Source organism: Duganella radicis (genome assembly GCF_009720825.1).
GTDB classification, from domain to species: Bacteria; Pseudomonadota; Gammaproteobacteria; order Burkholderiales; family Burkholderiaceae_D; genus Rugamonas; species Rugamonas radicis.
The window spans coordinates 304,341-320,844 of record NZ_WNKY01000001.1 but is presented as its reverse complement, the minus strand read 5'-3'; the positions used below and the strand labels follow the sequence as shown (position 1 = coordinate 320,844).

The window sequence follows — 16,504 nt, the reverse complement described above, 5'->3', positions numbered from 1 at the left end:
CCTTGATTCTTCTTAGCGCGTGAATGCGCCCGCGTTGCCGGCGTCCACGTTCAGGATATTACCAGTGCTTTTGGCAGCCTTGTCGCTGGCGAGGAAGTACACCGCCTCGGCGATATCCTCCGGCAGCACGCTCAGTTTCAGCATGCTGCGATCACGGTAAAAGGCTTCCACGTCATCGGCGTCGATCTTGTTCGATTGCGCGCGCTCCTGCTTCCATTTGCCGTCCCAGATGCGCGAACCACGGATCACCGCATCGGGATTGACCACGTTGACGCGGATACGGTGCGGCGCGCCTTCCAGCGCAACGCAGCGCGCCAGATGGATCTCGGCCGCTTTGGCGGTGCAGTAGGCCGACGCGCCGGCCGACGCCACCAGGCCATTTTTACTCGCCACGAACACCATGCTGCCGCCCAACTTTTGCTGCTTCATGATGCGGAAGGCTTCGCGGCTAGCGAGGAAGTAGCCTTTGACCAGAATGTCCTGATTGCGCTGCCAGACGTCCATGGTGGTGTCTTCCAGCGGCGCCGACGAGGCGATGCCCGCGTTGGACACCAGCAGATCCAGCCCGCCGAAGCGCAGCGACGCGGCTTTCAGCACATTTTCCACCTCGGTTTCACTGGTGATGTTGGCCACCACGCTGCCCACATTGTCCTTGCCGCCGGCCTTGGCCAGCTCCTTGTGCGCCTGCTCCAGCGCCTCCTGATCGATATCGGTCAGCATCACGCATGCGCCCTCTTGCAGCAGCTGCTTCGCCACCGCTTGGCCGATGCCGCCGGCACCGCCGGTCACCAGCGCGATACGGCCGGCCAGGCTCTTAGGCTTGGGCATGCGTTGCAGCTTGGCTTCTTCCAGCAGCCAGTATTCGATATCGAAAGCCTCCTGCTCCGGCAGGCCGACGTAGCTATCCACGCCGTTCGCGCCGCGCATCACGTTGACGGCGTTGACGTAAAATTCACCGGCGATACGCGCCGTCGCCTTGTCCTTGGCGAAGGACAGCATGCCGACGCCCGGAATCAGGTATATGATCGGATTCGCGTCGCGCACGGCCGGGCTGTTGGCGCGCTTGCAGCGGTCGTAGTAAGCCTTGTAGTCGGCACGGTAGGCCTCCAGCGCGTCATCCAGACCGGCCACCAGCTTGTCGAAATCGCCGTCATAGTTGATCACGAAGGGGCGGATTTTGGTGCGCAGGAAATGATCCGGGCAGGAGGTGCCCAACGCCGCCAGCGGCTGCAAATCGCGGCTGCACACAAACTCCAGCACCGCCGCACTGTCGTCGAAGTGACCGAGCTTGTATTCGTCGCGGCTGATTTTCCCGCGCAGTACCGGCATCAGCTTCGCTGCCAGCGCGCTGCGTTCTTCCGCCGGCAGCGGCGCAATGGCGGCGCCGCCGAACACCGGCTGCCTGACGTTCGCCGCCAGCCATTCCTCGGCGCGCTTGATGATGGCCAGCGTGGTTTCATAGCAGGACTTGGCGGTATCGCCCCAGGTGAACAAGCCATGGCCTTCGAGGATGATGCCTTTCAGGTGAGGCTGCGATTGCGACAGCGCTTCCAGCTTCAGGCCCAGGTCATAGCCGGGACGCTGCCATGGCAGCCAACCCAGCTCCCCCTCAAAAATCTTTTGCGTCAGCGCCTGGCTGCTGGCGCAGGCGGCGATCGCGATCACCGAATCCGGGTGCATATGGTCGACGTGCTTGCGGGCGATGTAAGCATGCAACGGCGTGTCGATGCTGGCGGCGCGCGGATTCAGGTTGAAGGTGCAGTGCGGCAGATAAGCCACCATCTCGTCTTCATGCGCCAGCCCGCGATAGCGGCCCTTCAGCGCTTGCAGCTTTTCCATGTAGAGCGTGGAGAAGCCGTCGATCTTGATGCTGCCCAGGTCACCGCCGGAGCCCTTCACCCACAGCACCTCCACCTGCGCACCGGTGAGCGGATCTTCCATCATCACCTTGGCCGAGGTATTCCCGCCGCCGAAATTGGTAATGCGCAGATCCGATCCAAGCAGATTGGAACGGTATAGCAGCAGCTCAGGCTCGCTCATGCTGGCGGCTGCGGCGTCGTCCCACAAGGAAGTGATCGGGGGTTCTTTCATTGCTGGTCTCCGTAGTTGTGTTTTACTCTGTTCAGTAGAAACCGGCGCGCCAAGGGTGTCAATGCAGAAGCAATCAAGATGATGAGCAAGAATCAAATAATCAAGCCGATGATCAGATTGTGTTCAAAAATGAAAACGCTCATCGAAACAATCACCGAATTGATCGATCAGTGATTGACGAGCGATTTGGAAGTGTTTAGCCTTTGTCACTAATAAACGGGCACACCGCAGCAATGGCGGTAGTAGCCCAGAATAAAAGGAGACTTAAATGGTAAATCACAAGCGTCGCAAGCGTTTGCTGAAACTGCTTGCCGAACATAATACGGCCAGTGTGCCGCAACTGGTCGATTGGCTGAACGCTTCGCCCGCCACCGTGCGGCGCGATATCAGCTGGCTGGCCGCCCGCAGCCTGCTCACCCGGACGCGCGGCGGCGCCGCCAATCTTGAGCAGAAAAAGCGCGGCTTCACGCTCACCAGCGAAACCTTCCAGAACAATATCCAGTGCCGCGCCGAGCACAAACGCGCCATCGCCCGCTACGCGGCAGGCATGTGCAACGAGGGTGAAACCATCATCATCAACGGCGGCACCACCACCTTCATGATGGCCGAATTCCTGACCGACCATCACCTCAAGATCCTCACCAACTCCTTCCTGATGGCCGAGCGCCTGCTGGTCTCCAGCGAGAACGAGATCATCGTCCCCGGCGGAAAGGTGTACCGCGAGCAGAACGTCATCCTCAGCCCCTTCGACAACGACATCACCCAGCATCACTACGCCGCCAAGATGTTCATGAGCGTCTACGGCCTGTCGCTGCTTGGCCTGATGGAGGCCGACCCGCTGTTGATCCAGGCCGAGAAGCGCCTGATCTCGCAAGCCGAGGAATTGATCGTGCTGGCCGACAGTTCCAAGTTCGCCAAGAAGGCGGGCCTGATCCTGTGCGGCTTGAACCGCGTTTCGACCGTGATCACCGACACCGAAGCATCCGATTCGGCCGTGCAGCTGCTGGAACAATCCGGCGTGCGCGTGGTGACTGTGGAGCGCGAAGCGCTGCCGGTGCAAATGGCGCCGTCGGCCTTCAACGCACCGTATGGCTATGAAGCCGTGGGCATGTTCCAGCCGGAGGCGACACATTGAAGCTCAGGAAGATCGTATTGGCGGCCGTTGCCGCCGGCCTGCTTACGGCCATCGCGGGCTGCAAAGAGAAAGCGCCTGACCACATCCGCATCGCCATGGTGGTGAAAAACCTCGGCAACGGCTTCTTCGACGCCGCCCACACCGGCGCCAACGACGCCGCCAAGGAATTGAAGAATGTGGAGATCATCTACACCGGCCCCACCACGCCCAGCGCCGAAGGCCAGATTGAGATCATCAATTCGCTGATCAGCCAAAAGGTCAACGCCATCGTCATCTCGGCCAACGACCCGAATGCGCTGGTGCCGATCACGAAGAAAGCCATGGCGCGCGGCATCAAGGTGATTTCCTTCGACAGCGGGCTGGCGCCGGAAGGCCGTTTGATGCAGCTGAATCCTTCCAACGCGGAGCTGATCGGCGAGAAGCAGATTCAGATGGCGGCTGACGCGGCCGGCGGCGCAGGCGAAATCGCCATCCTGTCCGCATCGGCGCAAGCCACCAACCAGAATATCTGGATCGGCGTGATGAAGAAAACGCTGGAGAAGCCGGAGTACGCCAAACTGAAACTGGTGGCTACGGTCTACGGCGACGACCAGTCGGACAAGAGCTACCGCGAAGCGATAGGCCTGTTGCGCAGCAACCCGCATCTGAAGGTGATCATTTCGCCCACCACGGTGGGCATCAACGCCGCCAGCAAGGCCGTGGTGGATGAGCATTTGGTGGGCAAGGTGTTCGTCACCGGACTGGGGCTGCCGTCGGAGATGGCGGGTCACGTGAAGAGCGGCGCGGTACGCGAGTTCGCGATCTGGAATCCGATCGATCTTGGCTATGCGGCGACCTATGCGGCATATGACTTCGTGCAGAAGCAACCGACGGCGCGCCCGGGCGGCAGCATCTCCGCAGGCCGGATGGGCAGCATCGCCATCGATGCCAATGGCGAGGGTTCAATGGCGCCGCCATTCACCTACGACAAGAGCAACGTCGATAAATTCTCCAAGATCTTCTGAGCCGGGCTTTTTATGACCTCCAATACAAGCCCGGTCCTGCAACTGACCGGAATATGCAAGCGTTTTGCGGGCATCGTCGCGCTTAATCAGGTTGCGCTGACGGTGCGCGCCGGCGAAGTGATGGCGCTGATCGGCGAGAACGGCGCAGGCAAATCCACGCTGGTGAAAACGCTGACTGGCATTTATCAACCGGACGAAGGCAGCATCACGCTGGCAGGCCAGCCGGTGGCTTTCGCCAACGCGCAGGACGCCATGCGGGCCGGGATCACGGCCGTGCATCAGGAAACCGTAATGTTTGACGAGTTGACTGTGGCGGAGAATATCTACGTCGGCCGCCAGCCAGTACGTGGCGCGCGCATTGACTGGAAGCTGATTGAAGCCGAGGCGGAAAAGCTGTTCGCCCGGCTGGAAGTATCGCTGCCTGTACGCGCCCGGGTGAAGGATCTGAGCGTGGCGCAGCGCCATTTTGTGGAGATTGCGCGCGCCCTGTCGCAGGATGCGCGCGTCGTCATCCTCGACGAGCCAACCGCCTCGCTGTCGCAACGCGAGATTCAGGAGCTGTACCGCATCATCGGCCAGTTGCGTGCCGCCGGCACGGCGGTGATTTTCATCTCGCACAAGTTTGACGAGATTTTCACTGTGGCGGACCGCTACACCGTGCTGCGCGACGGCCAGTTCATCGCCGAGGGCGCGCTGGCCGATATCACGGAGCCGGAACTGGTGGCGCTGATGGTTGGCCGTTCGGTCAAGGAAGCCTATCCCAAGGCCGACGTCACGCCCGGCGAAGTCGTGCTGGAAGTGCGTAACCTCAGCCACCCCACCGAATTTGACGACGTCAGCTTCTCGCTGCGCCAAGGCGAGATACTGGGCTTTTACGGTTTGGTCGGCGCCGGCCGCTCCGAAGTGATGCAAGCCCTGTTTGGCCTCACGCCCGGCGTGCGCGGCTCGGTGAGCATCAATGGCAAGCCCGCCGCCATCGGCTCGGCTGCCGATGCCATCGCGCACGGCATCGCCTACGTGCCGGAAGACCGCCAGCACCAGGGCGCCCATTTGACGCTGCCGATCCTGCACAACATCACACTGCCGATCCTGTCACGGGTCGGCTTCTTCCTGCGCGGACGGCGCGCACAGGAGACGGCCATTGCGCGCCACTACGCCGAACAGCTGGAATTGAAAGCGGCACACCTGACGCAGAACGTCTCCGAGCTTTCCGGTGGCAATCAGCAGAAGGTCGTGCTGGGCAAATGGCTGGCGACCGATCCCAAAGTGATTATTCTCGACGAGCCGACCAAAGGCATCGACATCGGCTCCAAGGCCGCGGTGCACCGCTTTATCAGCGAGCTGGTAGCCAAGGGTCTGTCGGTGATCCTGGTGTCGTCCGAGCTGCCGGAAGTGATGGGCCTTGCGGACCGCATCATCGTCATGCATCAGGGCCGGATTGAGAGCGAATACCTGCGCGGCGCGGCAACGCCGGAAATGATTGTGGCCGCAGCTTCCAGCTGCGCGCTGCCTGTGGAGGAATGCGCATGAAGGCACTGTTGAAAATGCGTGAAACCCAGCTGGCGCTGTGCATCGTGGCGCTGATTGTGCTGGTGGGCGCACGCGCCCCGGTGTTCATCACGCCGGGCAGCCTGGCCAACCTGCTGACCGACAGCACGTTGCTCATCATGCTGGCGCTGGCGCAAATGCTGGTCATCGTCACGCGTGGCGTGGATTTGTCGATGGCTTCCACGCTGGCGCTATCGGGCATGATGTCCGCCCTGCTTGCGGCGCGCTTCCCCGAGCTGCCGCTGGTGCTGGTGGTTCTGGCGGCGCTGGCTATCGGCTTGCTGCTTGGCCTGGTCAACGGCTACCTGATTGGCTACCTCGATCTGCCGCCCATCGTCGTCACGCTGGGCACCATGAGCGTGTATCGCGGCATGGTGTTTGTGCTGTCCGGCGGTGCGTGGGTGTCCTCGCACCAGATGCCGGCCGACTTCATCGCATTCCCGCTGGCGCGGCTGCTGGGCATCACGCACCTGGTGTGGATCGCGGCGTTGACCGTGCTGGCGGCATGGTACGTGGCGCGTTATAGCCGCTTTGGCCGCGACCTGTACGCCATCGGCAACCAGCCATCGTCGGCGCGCTACGTCGGCATTCCGATTGCGAAACGGCTGATGTGGACTTACGGCCTGTCGGGCGCCATGGCCGGCTTGTGCGGCTACCTGTGGGTGGCACGCTACGCCGTGGCCTACACCGAAATCGCCTACGGCTTCGAATTCACCGTGATCGCGGCCTGCGTCATCGGTGGCATCAGCATCGCCGGCGGTTGCGGCAGCGTGGCTGGCGCGGTGCTGGGCGGCTTGTTCCTCGCCGTGATCGGTAACGCGCTGCCGGTGGTGAAAGTATCGCCGTTCTGGCAAAGCGCGCTGACCGGCATCGTGATCCTGACCGCGGTGCTGATCAACGCCCGCAACGGCAAACAAGGCGGCCGGCAAATCCTGCCGCTGCATGGAAGGAGTGCAGCATGAACACCATGGCGCATAGCGGCTCGCGCTACATCATCGCCGATCGTCCCGGCTTCCGCATCCGCACCGCGCTGGGACGCCGCGAAAGCCTGCTGGCCTTCCTGCTACTGGCGGCCTTTGTGGCGAACGGCATACTGCTGCCCAACTTCCTCGATCTGGATAACCTTGCGGACGGCACCTTCAACTTCAGCGAGAAGGCATTGATCGCGCTGCCGATGGCATTGCTGATCATCTGCCGCGAAATCGACATCTCCGTCTCCGGCATCCTGGCGCTGGCCTCGGTCGCCATGGGCTGGGCCAATGCCAACGGCGCACCGCCGGAAGCGTTGCTGCCGATCGCGCTTGCCACCGGCACCGCCTGTGGCTTGCTGAACGGCGTGATGGTCACGCGCTTTGGATTGCCGTCCATCGTCGTCACCATCGGCACCGTTTCGCTGTTCCGCGGACTGGCCAGCGTGGTGCTGGGCGATAAAGCCTACACCGGCTATCCGCAATTGATGGCCGACTGGGGCCAGGGCTACTTCTTCGACACCATCCCGCGCGAATTTATCATCCTGCTGGCATTCGCCGCCTTGTTCGCGGTGATGCTGCATGCAACGAGCTGGGGACGCCGCATCTACGCCATCGGTAACAACCCGGTTGCCGCGCGCTTCTCCGGCATCGCCGTGGACCGCTACCGCCTCGCCCTGTTCATGCTGACCGGTGCCATGGCCGGCCTGGCGGGCTACCTGCTGACGGGGCGCATCGGCAGCACCCGACCCAACATCGCCATGGGCTGGGAGCTGGAAATCATCACCATGGTCATTCTCGGTGGCGTCAGCATCGCCGGTGGCGCGGGCACCATCGCCGGCGTGATGCTGGCCGTGCTCACGCTGGGCACCGTGACTTATGGTCTGTCGCTGGCGAATATCCCCGGCATCTACATGACCATCGTGATCGGCATCTTGCTGCTGGCGACCATCGCCCTGCCACGACTGCTGCGCGGACGGAAGAAATGAGCGCCACCATCATTCTCGATATCGGCAAGACCAATGCCAAGCTGGTGCTGCTCGACGACGCCGGCGCGGTGCTGGCCGAGCAACGCAGTCCCAATACCATCGTGCGCGAAGGGTTGTATCCTCACCACGACACGGAGCGCATCTGGGAATGGATGCTGGAGGGGATGCGCGCTTTCGCACGGCAAGCGCAAGTCAGCGCCATCGTCCCCGTCACGCATGGCGCCACCGCCGCCTTGGTGGATGACGAAGGTCTGGTACTGCCGGTGTTGGACTACGAATACGCGCTGCCGGTATCGCAGCAGGCACATTACGCAGTGGAGCGTCCGCCCTATTCCGCCACCCATTCACCGATGCTGCCGGCGGGCTTGAACCTTGGCCGCCAATTGGTGTGGCAATCGCAAGCCTTCCCCAAGCAGTTCCGCCGCGCGCGCCACATCCTGATGTATCCGCAGTACTGGGCCTGGCGGCTGTGCGGCGTGGCAGCCAGCGAAGTCACCTCGCTGGGCTGTCATACCGATTTGTGGCAGCCGGCGCGCAAACAGTATTCGTCGCTGGTGGAACGCATGGGCTGGAACCGGCTGTTCCCATCGCTGCGGCCTGCGTGGACACCGCTGCACACCATCAAGCCGGAGCTGGCGCTGCGTACCGGATTGCCGGCCGGCTGCCGCATCATCTGCGGTATCCATGACAGCAACGCCTCGCTGCTGCGCCACCTGACCGCGACGCCGCAGCCCGCCGTGCTCTCCACCGGCACCTGGGTGATCGCCGCCGCCCCCGGCATGCCGCTGGATGGCTTGCGCGAACAATCCGACATGCTCGCCAACAGCAATGCCTTCGGCGAGGCGGTGCCTTGCATGCGTTTCATGGGCGGGCGCGAATTCGCCGAGCTGGCGGGCAGCGACGCCGAACCATGCGGCATCGCCGATCTGCAAACCCTGATCGGGCAAGCCACCATGGCGCTGCCCAGCTTTGCCGGCGCCAGCGGTCCGTTTGCCGCACGCACCGGCAGCATCGACGGGCCACTGCCGGCCAACAGCAAGCAGCGTTACGCCCTGGCCACGCTGTACTGCGTGCTGATGAGCGACTACTGCCTCGATGCGCTGGGCGTCAACGCCGATGGCGCGGACATCGCCATCGAGGGCAGTTTCACCGGTAACCAGTGGTTCGGACCTTTGCTGGCCGCATTGCGCCCACAACAAACCGTGTACAACACAGACGACAGCAGCGGCACCGCATGCGGCGGCTGGATGCTGCATCACTGGGGCCGCTCGCCGTCCACCAGCAAACATGTCGCCCAGGCGCTGATGCTGGCGGGATGGGAGGAATACAAACAACGCTGGCTAAACGTCTTACTTTAGAATCTGGCGAACGGAGAAAAAATCGCGCTAGACTATGGCGCATGGCCATCTACGACACCTTCAAGACCCGCACCGCCCAGGCGCTGCCCAAGCTGACGTCCGCAGAAATCAAACGCATCCAGCGCTTCGGCGCACTGGTACATTTCAAGGACGGTGAACGCCTGTTCGAGGCAGGGCTGACCTACTTCGGCATGTATGTGGTGCTGAAAGGCGGTATTTGCATCAGCCGTTACGACGGCTTGGGGAATACTTCCATCATCACCGAACATGGTCCCGGGGAATTTGCCGGCGAAATCAGCCAACTGGCCGGCGCACCGACGCTGGTCAACGGCCACGCCATCGGTGAGGTCGAAGCACTGTTGCTGAGCGTGGAATCACTGCGCGCGCTGATCGTCGCCGAGGCGGAGCTGGGCGAACGCATCGTCCGCGCCTTCATCCTGCGCCGTGTGGAGCAGATCGAGAGCAAGGACGGCGGCCTGGTACTGGTGGCCACGCCGGGCCATCCGCGCATGCACGCCTTGCAGGGCTGGTTGTCCAGCAACGGCTTGCCGCACCGGGTGCTCGATCCGCGCGGTGACGAACAGGCGCGCGCACTATGCGAACACTATCAACCACAACCCGGGGACTGGCCGCTGGCAGTGTGTCCCAACGGCGACGTCAAGAAAAATCCTTCCGTGGTCGATCTGGGCCGCTGCCTTGGCACCTTGCCGGAACTCAGCCCGGACGATATATGGGACGTGATCGTGGTCGGCGCCGGCCCTGCCGGTCTGGCGACCGCGGTATATGCGGCATCGGAAGGCTTGTCGGTGCTGGTACTGGAAACGCGTGCCTATGGCGGCCAAGCCGCTGCCAGTGCGCGCATCGAAAACTACCTCGGATTCCCGACCGGCATATCGGGTGGCGCGCTGGCCGGCCGCGCGTTCGTGCAGTCGCAAAAATTTGGCGTCAAGATGGCGATTCCGGCGCCGGCCGGGCGCCTGCTGTGCGACACTTATCCGCTACAGGTGGAAATGTGCGGCAGCCTGACGCACCTGCAAGGGCGCAGCATCGTACTGTCCTGCGGCGCGCGCTATCGCCGTCCTTCGCTCGCCAATCTCAAGCAATTTGAAGGCAAAGGCGTGTACTACTGGGCTTCGCCGCTGGAGGCCGGACTTTGTTCGAGCGAGGAAGTGATATTGGTCGGCGGCGGCAATTCCGCCGGACAGGCGGCGGTGTATCTGTCCGCCCACGCGGCCAAGGTGCATATCCTGATCCGCAAGGACAGCCTGGCCTCCACCATGTCCAGCTATCTGATCGAGCGCATTGAGGCGACGCCGAATATCGAATTGCATGTGGAATCCGAAATCATCGCGCTGGAAGGCTCGGACGAGGAAGGCTTGCAGCAAGTGCGTGTGCGCGACAACCGCGGCATGCTGGAAAAAGACTATGACATTTGCCGGGTGTTCCTGTTCATCGGCGCAGATCCGAACACCGGCTGGCTGGGCGACTGCGGTGTGCAGGTCGACGATAAAGGCTTTATCCTGACAGGTTACGACGTTCCCGGAGCGCCAGCCGCGCGGGCGGCACTGGAGACCAGCGTGCCAGGCGTGTTTGCCATCGGCGACGTGCGCGCCAATTCCACCAAGCGGGTAGCGGCTGCGGTGGGCGAAGGCGCGGCGGTGGTATCGCAGATCCACGCCTTCCTGGCCCGCCCCCGCTAGTCGTCCCGGTGATGCAGCGGTATCGACAGGTGCAGCGCTTTACCGCGATGGAACACGCCGCGTAGCTGGTTGCAGACGTTCCAGACCCGCTCGTACGGGTCCGCCACCTCCACCAGCGCCCACGGATTGTCGTCCTGGCCCTCCCTCACCATCTCCACATGAACGACGTGCAGGTAGGTGGCAAGTTCCTGCTTCACGCTTTCCTCGCAATCGTCAGCGTGCAAGCCTCTCAGTATCAGCTGCATCCGGCGCTCCTTTCAGGCGATGATATTCAAGCCGCCGTCCACATAAACGATGCTGCCGGTTAGCCGCCTGGCGTACGGCGACGCCAGATAGGCGCAGGTATTGCCGACATCGACGATGTCCACCAATTCGCCCAGCGGCGCGCGGCTTCCAGTGCCGCCTTCACCGGCCCCATCACGTTATAGTTGGGGACCACTTTATCGGCGCCGTGGTAGCTCATGGCGAACATGCTGCCGCCGTCCCTCATCAAGGGCGCGGCCAGTTTGGCCATGCGGATGAAGGAGTGGCAAGATACATCCATCGCTTGCAGGAAGCCGTCCAGCGAACAGTCCAGCAACCCGCCTTGCAGGTCGGCCTTTGGCGCGAAGGCGATCGAATGCACCAGGATATCCAGACTGCCCTGCCCCGCCAGCTCGGCGAAGACGGCTTCCAGTTGGCCGGGCTGCGTAACATCCAGTGGCAGCAGGCGCGCATCGATTTGTTCGGCCAGCGGGGCAACGTGTGGCCGCGCCTTCTCGTTCAGGTAAGTCAGGACCACCTCCGCTCCGAGTTTGCGGAAGGCCAGCGCGCAGCCCCAGGCGATGGAATGCTCATTCGCCACGCCAACCACCAACGCGCGCTTGCCGGACAAAATGGGATACACCGTTTCCGTGTTCATGACGCCTCCACCAGTTCCAGCGCATGACGCGCGATCATCAATTCCTCGTTGGCGGGCACCACCCACACCGCGACCTTGCTGCCAGCGGCGCTGATGCGCGTCACGCCGCGCGGGCCGGTGGCGGCATTGGCCGCATCGTCCAGCTGCACGCCCAGCCAGGCGGCATCGCGGCAAACCTGGGCCCGCAAGGACACGCTGTTTTCGCCTATGCCACCGGAGAACACCAGTGCATCCAGGCCGCCCAGCGCCGCCGCCAGCGAGCCGAGTTCACGGCCAATGCGGTACACCATCAGATCGATCGCCGCCCTGGCACGCGGATCGGCGCTCTGTTCCAGCGTGCGCATGTCCGACGAAATTCCGGATACGCCCAGCAGGCCGGACTCCTGATACATCAAGCGCTGCACCGCCGCCACATCCATGCCCAGTTGCTGCATAAGGTACAGCACCACGCCCGGGTCGAGCGCCCCGCAGCGCGTGCCCATCGGCAGGCCGTCGACCGCCGTGAAGCCCATGGTGCTGGCCACGCTGCGGCCGGCGTCCATCGCACACATGCTGGCGCCATTGCCCAGATGCGCCGCCACCACGCGCGCATGCGCCAGCCCGGCGTCGGCCCGCGGCAGCACGCTGGCAATGTATTCATACGACAGACCATGAAAACCATAACGCCGCACGCCCAGTTCCGTGATCCTTGCCGGCAGCGCAAACTCCTGCGCCTCGCGCGGCTGGCCGACGTGAAAGGCCGTATCGAAACAGCCGATTTGCGGCACATGCGGCGCCATCGCCAGCACCGACCGCACCGGCGCCAGATTATGCGGCAGATGCAAAGGCGCCAGTGGCACCAGCTTCTCCAGCGCGTCCACCAATGCCGCGTCCAGACGCTGCGGGCCGCTGTACGCCACACCGCCATGCACGATGCGGTGGCCAACCGCCACCACGCGATGCCCATCCAGATGCGTCTGCGCGAAATCGACCAGGAAGCGCATGCCGCCTTCATGATCGAGCGGACCGTCGCGCCACTGGCGTTCGCCCACGGTGCCGCCCTGCGCATCCTGCGCGACAAAGCGCGCCACGCCGCTGTAAAGGTTCTCGATCTTGCCGCGCAAAGTCAGGGCCAACGACGGTCCGCTGAACATCGAGAACTTGATGCTCGACGAGCCGGCATTGATCACAATGATGCAGTCGTTGGCCTGCATGCTTTCACCTCCCGGCGCTATGCGCCACCAGCACAGCTACCGCACACGACGCCAACCGTGCCTGTACAGTATCCGCACGGCTGGTCAGGATCACCGGTACACGCGCCCCAAGCACAATGCCTGCCGCGCTGGCGCCTGCCATGAACGTCAGGCTCTTGGCCAGCATATTGCCGGCCTCCAGATCCGGCGCCACCAGCACATTGGCCTGCCCGGCCACCGGCGACACCAGATGCTTGATCGCTGCGGCGCCGGGATCGATGGCGTTATCCATCGCCAGCGGGCCGTCGATCAGCGCGCCGGTAATCTGGCCGCGGTCCGCCATCTTGCACAAGGCCGCCGCCTCGATGGTCGATGGCATTTTCTCGCTGACCGTTTCCACCGCCGCCAGAATCGCCACCTTCACCGGATCGAATCGCAGCACATGCGCCAGATCGATCGCGTTCTGCACGATATCGACCTTGTCGCTCAATGTGGGCGTGATATTGACGGCGGCGTCGGTGATGATGAGCGGTTCGGTGCGGCCCGGGACATCCATCACAAAACAGTGGCTGAGACGTCGCGAGGTGCGCAGCCCGGTGGCGGTGGCGACCACGGCGCCCATCAATTCATCGGTATGCAAGCTGCCCTTCATCAGCGCGGACGCCTGGCCTTCGCGCACCAGCGCCACGGCGCGCGCGGCGGAGGCGTGGGAATGTTCAGTGTCGATTAAAGGGAATGCCGAGATATCCAGCCGCGCCTCCTCGGCAACCTGGCGGATGCGTTCCTGCGGTCCAACCAGTATCGGCTTGATGATGCCAAGACTGGCCGCATCGAGCGCGCCTTCCAGCGCATTGCGGTCGCAAGGATGAGCCACGGCCACCGTCGCCGGCCCCGCTTGCCGCGCCGCGGCAATCAATCTGTCGTAATGCGGATGCAGTACTTCCATGCGAACTCCTTAGTAGACGGCACGGAAATAATAGCAACTCATGCAAATAAATCAATCGTTTTTTTGTGCGACGCCACAAAGCTATTTAATGGTTTTGGCGACATCCAGAAGGAACAGTCCTATCGCGCGCTTCGCCGCATCGGCCTCGCTGAAGCCTGTCAGGTATGCCACTCGGTCCACCGACTTCATCAGCGATGGCGCCATATCCATGAACTTGTTGTATCGATTCACCAGATCGAGCAGCTCAAAGTTGTACCACTCATAGCGCTTGTTCAGCTTAAAAAACTTCACCATCTTTTTTGATTCCGGACACACCCCATCAAAGGAAAACGAAAAATCCGCAGGTGAGGAAATGCGGTTCGTTATTGTCAACGACTTCCACGAAGTCGCAAACGCCAGCGCTGGCGTATCGTTGAACGGATGGGCAAGCCGGTCAAGCAGCGGATTTTTTGCCAGTTTGATGCGGCTATTGCATTGTTCACAGCTGGGGATCAGGTTGTAGAGCGAAATCGCCAGATAGGGATAAACACTCTTCGGATAAAAATGATCCAAGGGCGGCCGCATTTTCAGGCTTTTGTCCGTCATGTGGTAATTCACATGATGCATCTGGCAGTATGGGCATATGCGCTGACGGTGCGCCTTGACCAAGCCGTATGCGCCTGTCGGGCCGGCTTTCTTGCTCAGCTTACCGTAATTGAAGAGTCGCTCCACCAATGCACACAACGCCTCCATTTTTTTGTTTTTTGCCTTGCCACGGGGACGCGGATTACAGTATGCGGCGAACTTCTGGAAATCAGGATGCGCCTCGATGATGCCGATCTGCGTCTCCAGTTCGCTGGGCGTCCCGCCATACAAAGTGTCCCGGTTGGCGCGTAGGTGATCGATAAACGGCTGCGCCCAAGGCAGCTTGGTTGCGGCGACATCAAAGTTGGCCTCGGCTTCGACCTCGTCGAACTTCGCATTACGCGCAGCGACATAGTCGTCCTTGTATTGTTGAGACAGACGCGCCAGCTTAAGCATGCTCTTTGCTCCTGCGATCCCTGATGACTTCGTTCACGTAGTTTTTCAGATCAGGGTCCGCCAACGCCTCGACAATCTGCCTGACTTCCTGGTTTGCTTTTGCCTTCGGCTCGCGCAGGAACTTGGCTAACTTCTCGATTTTTTCGGCCGTGTAAGCACCGGCGAAATCGTCGATATGATAGACGTCGGTCAGTACCGCCTTGGGTCCCAATCCAAAGCCGTTGTTGACCTCAAGCCACTGGACATCGAACAGCGTCCGGGGCGGAGCATCAGCCGCGACAATCAAGGAGTGGGTCGAGATCATGAGGTGAATTTTCCTGCCCAACAAATTACACTTCTCGACGTAATTCAGGAGCTTGCTGATATAACTTCCCTGCCACGACGGATGAAGGAACATTTCGCCTTCGTCGATTAACAGGAAGACTGGTGTGTTCACGTCGGCGGCGGTGAGCTGTTTGAGGCCCGATCCAATCGCGGCGAACAAAAACAGGAATGCAAATTCGCCGGAACTCAAGGTATTTGCGGTGAATTGCATAAAATCGTAATTCACTACAAAGCGCGCGAGTTCGCCAGATTTATCGGTTTCCGCAATTGCCTCCGCCAGTTTGCCCGGTGTAACCTTGCGTTTGAATCGATACGCTCCGACGTCTCCGCCCAGACGACGGCCGAGGCGCTGGATGAAGTCAAGCACTTGCGCGCCGTTGAATTTGATGCGCGCATCCACAGCCACAGTTTCGCGACACAGTTCAACAAATGGTTTCCATCTCGGCACCGGCGGCGACGGAGCACGGACTTCAGATATCAGCCGCGCTAATCTGCGAATAAAGATATCGATTTTTTTCCCGTAACGTGCGTTATTAATAATAAGGATGAGGTTCGCCAGCGTGGCAACCGAATCCTCCTTAGGCATGGCCTGCATCCATTCACGTACGGCTGCGACGATAGCCTCCCGGGAAGGATACTTGCTGTCGAATTCCTTCAACAAATCATCAACCAACACGTGCGCTTCATTCTCGTCGCTGATCCAGCCGCGTACTTCAATCTTTGCGTCGCGCAAAAACTTTGGCTGTTCGATGATGTGATGAAGATTCTGGCATAGCGCCAGTCCGTCAAAGGCGAGGCCTTCAGTGAACTTGGGACAGACGTCGATGATGCCAGGCCTGGAAAGCGTTGCCTTCAGCCGTGCATTCTCAAAGGGCGAGCTGGAATAGAAAATCGAAGTGAGAGCTGGCGCTTGCCTGACAATTTCAATGTCAACACTATCGGGGCTGACACGCCAACCGCTTAGCGCTTCGCCTGGATGAAGGTAGCACTTCCCGCCCTCGCTGTACAAGACGCCAAGCCGCTGTCCCTTTTCGCTCTGCGAAAAAGTCTGGCAAACCTGCATCATAAGTTCCGTCTTACCGCATCCATTCTCGCCAAAAAGGGTCGTGAATGACGCCACGCGTTTCTCCGTCAGTGGCCGATTCGCCCTGTCGGTGACGACCAGCACCTGCTCTGCGCGATGATTGAGATCGTATCGGTGACTAAGATTGATGACGCCGGTATTTGAACCTTTTTTTAAAAAGATGGCGTGGATTTCGCAGCTGGACAAGAAGTATCTCCGGAGTTGGTCGCTCCGTCACTATAAATGTCTACTGCTGGTTGCACAATCATTTCGGTTTGCGCCACA

General features: G+C 61.3%; 13 protein-coding genes and 1 pseudogene. 7 read left to right on the top strand and 7 right to left on the bottom strand.

From position 1 onward, the window contains the following. Positions 1-12 precede the first annotated feature (12 nt). Positions 13-2,091 (bottom strand): bifunctional rhamnulose-1-phosphate aldolase/short-chain dehydrogenase, encoded by a 2,079-nt coding sequence (locus GM676_RS01325; protein WP_155461569.1) that lies wholly within the window; start codon positions 2,089-2,091, stop codon positions 13-15. Between the two features lie 268 nt (positions 2,092-2,359). On the opposite strand from GM676_RS01325, the gene GM676_RS01320 reads away from it, so the two are divergent. Genes GM676_RS01320 through GM676_RS01290 form a run of 7 tightly spaced genes read left to right on the top strand, consistent with a single transcriptional unit; the run spans position 2,360 to position 10,793 of the window. Next, a complete protein-coding gene (locus tag GM676_RS01320; protein WP_155461568.1) occupies positions 2,360-3,226 on the top strand; it encodes a DeoR/GlpR family DNA-binding transcription regulator in 867 nt (288 codons plus the stop codon). A gap of 17 nt (positions 3,227-3,243) precedes the next feature. Further along, positions 3,244-4,230: a rhamnose ABC transporter substrate-binding protein gene (rhaS, locus tag GM676_RS01315; RefSeq protein WP_229262474.1), complete on the top strand. Its 987-nt coding sequence runs from the start codon at positions 3,244-3,246 to the stop codon at positions 4,228-4,230. 12 nt (positions 4,231-4,242) lie between these two features. Continuing rightward, positions 4,243-5,760: a sugar ABC transporter ATP-binding protein gene (locus tag GM676_RS01310; RefSeq protein WP_155461567.1), complete on the top strand. Its 1,518-nt coding sequence runs from the start codon at positions 4,243-4,245 to the stop codon at positions 5,758-5,760. Next, positions 5,757-6,740 carry an ABC transporter permease gene (locus tag GM676_RS01305; RefSeq protein WP_155461566.1) on the top strand — a complete coding sequence of 328 codons (984 nt, stop codon included), beginning with the start codon at positions 5,757-5,759 and terminating at the stop codon, positions 6,738-6,740. The genes GM676_RS01310 and GM676_RS01305 overlap by 4 nt, the downstream gene beginning before the upstream one ends. Further along, positions 6,737-7,735: an ABC transporter permease gene (locus GM676_RS01300; protein ID WP_155461565.1), complete on the top strand. Its 999-nt coding sequence runs from the start codon at positions 6,737-6,739 to the stop codon at positions 7,733-7,735. Before GM676_RS01305 ends, GM676_RS01300 begins: the two co-directional genes overlap by 4 nt. Beyond that, positions 7,732-9,093 (top strand): FGGY-family carbohydrate kinase, encoded by a 1,362-nt coding sequence (locus GM676_RS01295; RefSeq protein ID WP_155461564.1) that lies wholly within the window; start codon positions 7,732-7,734, stop codon positions 9,091-9,093. The genes GM676_RS01300 and GM676_RS01295 overlap by 4 nt, the downstream gene beginning before the upstream one ends. Before the next feature lie 41 nt (positions 9,094-9,134). Next, complete coding sequence (locus tag GM676_RS01290) at positions 9,135-10,793, top strand: FAD-dependent oxidoreductase (protein ID WP_155461563.1); 1,659 nt, start codon at positions 9,135-9,137, stop codon at positions 10,791-10,793. On the opposite strand, the gene GM676_RS01285 is transcribed toward GM676_RS01290, so the two are convergent. The 6 genes and pseudogenes from GM676_RS01285 to GM676_RS01260 form a co-directional block, all read right to left on the bottom strand. Continuing rightward, on the bottom strand, positions 10,790-11,038 hold the full coding sequence (locus GM676_RS01285) for an RNA-binding protein (RefSeq protein WP_155461562.1): 249 nt from the start codon (positions 11,036-11,038) through the stop codon (positions 10,790-10,792). The two genes, GM676_RS01290 and GM676_RS01285, sit on opposite strands and share 4 nt — an antisense overlap. A gap of 12 nt (positions 11,039-11,050) precedes the next feature. Further along, positions 11,051-11,694: pseudogene (locus tag GM676_RS01280) on the bottom strand (SDR family oxidoreductase). Continuing rightward, positions 11,691-12,887, bottom strand: coding sequence for an acetate/propionate family kinase (locus GM676_RS01275; RefSeq protein ID WP_155461561.1), 1,197 nt, complete (start codon positions 12,885-12,887; stop codon positions 11,691-11,693). Before GM676_RS01275 ends, GM676_RS01280 begins: the two are co-directional and overlap by 4 nt. 4 nt (positions 12,888-12,891) lie before the next feature. Continuing rightward, a complete protein-coding gene (locus GM676_RS01270) occupies positions 12,892-13,812 on the bottom strand; it encodes a phosphate acetyltransferase (RefSeq protein ID WP_155461560.1) in 921 nt (306 codons plus the stop codon). An 81-nt stretch (positions 13,813-13,893) separates the two neighbouring features. Beyond that, a complete protein-coding gene (locus GM676_RS01265; RefSeq protein WP_155461559.1) occupies positions 13,894-14,832 on the bottom strand; it encodes a hypothetical protein in 939 nt (312 codons plus the stop codon). Beyond that, positions 14,825-16,426 (bottom strand): AAA family ATPase, encoded by a 1,602-nt coding sequence (locus GM676_RS01260; protein ID WP_155461558.1) that lies wholly within the window; start codon positions 16,424-16,426, stop codon positions 14,825-14,827. Before GM676_RS01260 ends, GM676_RS01265 begins: the two co-directional genes overlap by 8 nt. Between the last annotated feature and the right edge of the window lie 78 nt (positions 16,427-16,504).

What these genes read in the sequence shown, in the direction of transcription:
- GM676_RS01325 (WP_155461569.1), bottom strand. Translation starts at nt 2,091, where the DNA reads ATGAAAGAACCCCCGATCACTTCCTTGTGGGACGACGCCGCAGCCGCC.
- GM676_RS01320 (WP_155461568.1), top strand. Translation starts at nt 2,360, where the DNA reads ATGGTAAATCACAAGCGTCGCAAGCGTTTGCTGAAACTGCTTGCCGAA.
- GM676_RS01310 (WP_155461567.1), top strand. Translation starts at nt 4,243, where the DNA reads ATGACCTCCAATACAAGCCCGGTCCTGCAACTGACCGGAATATGCAAG.
- GM676_RS01305 (WP_155461566.1), top strand. Translation starts at nt 5,757, where the DNA reads ATGAAGGCACTGTTGAAAATGCGTGAAACCCAGCTGGCGCTGTGCATC.
- GM676_RS01300 (WP_155461565.1), top strand. Translation starts at nt 6,737, where the DNA reads ATGAACACCATGGCGCATAGCGGCTCGCGCTACATCATCGCCGATCGT.
- GM676_RS01295 (WP_155461564.1), top strand. Translation starts at nt 7,732, where the DNA reads ATGAGCGCCACCATCATTCTCGATATCGGCAAGACCAATGCCAAGCTG.
- GM676_RS01290 (WP_155461563.1), top strand. Translation starts at nt 9,135, where the DNA reads ATGGCCATCTACGACACCTTCAAGACCCGCACCGCCCAGGCGCTGCCC.
- GM676_RS01285 (WP_155461562.1), bottom strand. Translation starts at nt 11,038, where the DNA reads ATGCAGCTGATACTGAGAGGCTTGCACGCTGACGATTGCGAGGAAAGC.
- GM676_RS01275 (WP_155461561.1), bottom strand. Translation starts at nt 12,887, where the DNA reads ATGCAGGCCAACGACTGCATCATTGTGATCAATGCCGGCTCGTCGAGC.
- GM676_RS01270 (WP_155461560.1), bottom strand. Translation starts at nt 13,812, where the DNA reads ATGGAAGTACTGCATCCGCATTACGACAGATTGATTGCCGCGGCGCGG.
- GM676_RS01265 (WP_155461559.1), bottom strand. Translation starts at nt 14,832, where the DNA reads ATGCTTAAGCTGGCGCGTCTGTCTCAACAATACAAGGACGACTATGTC.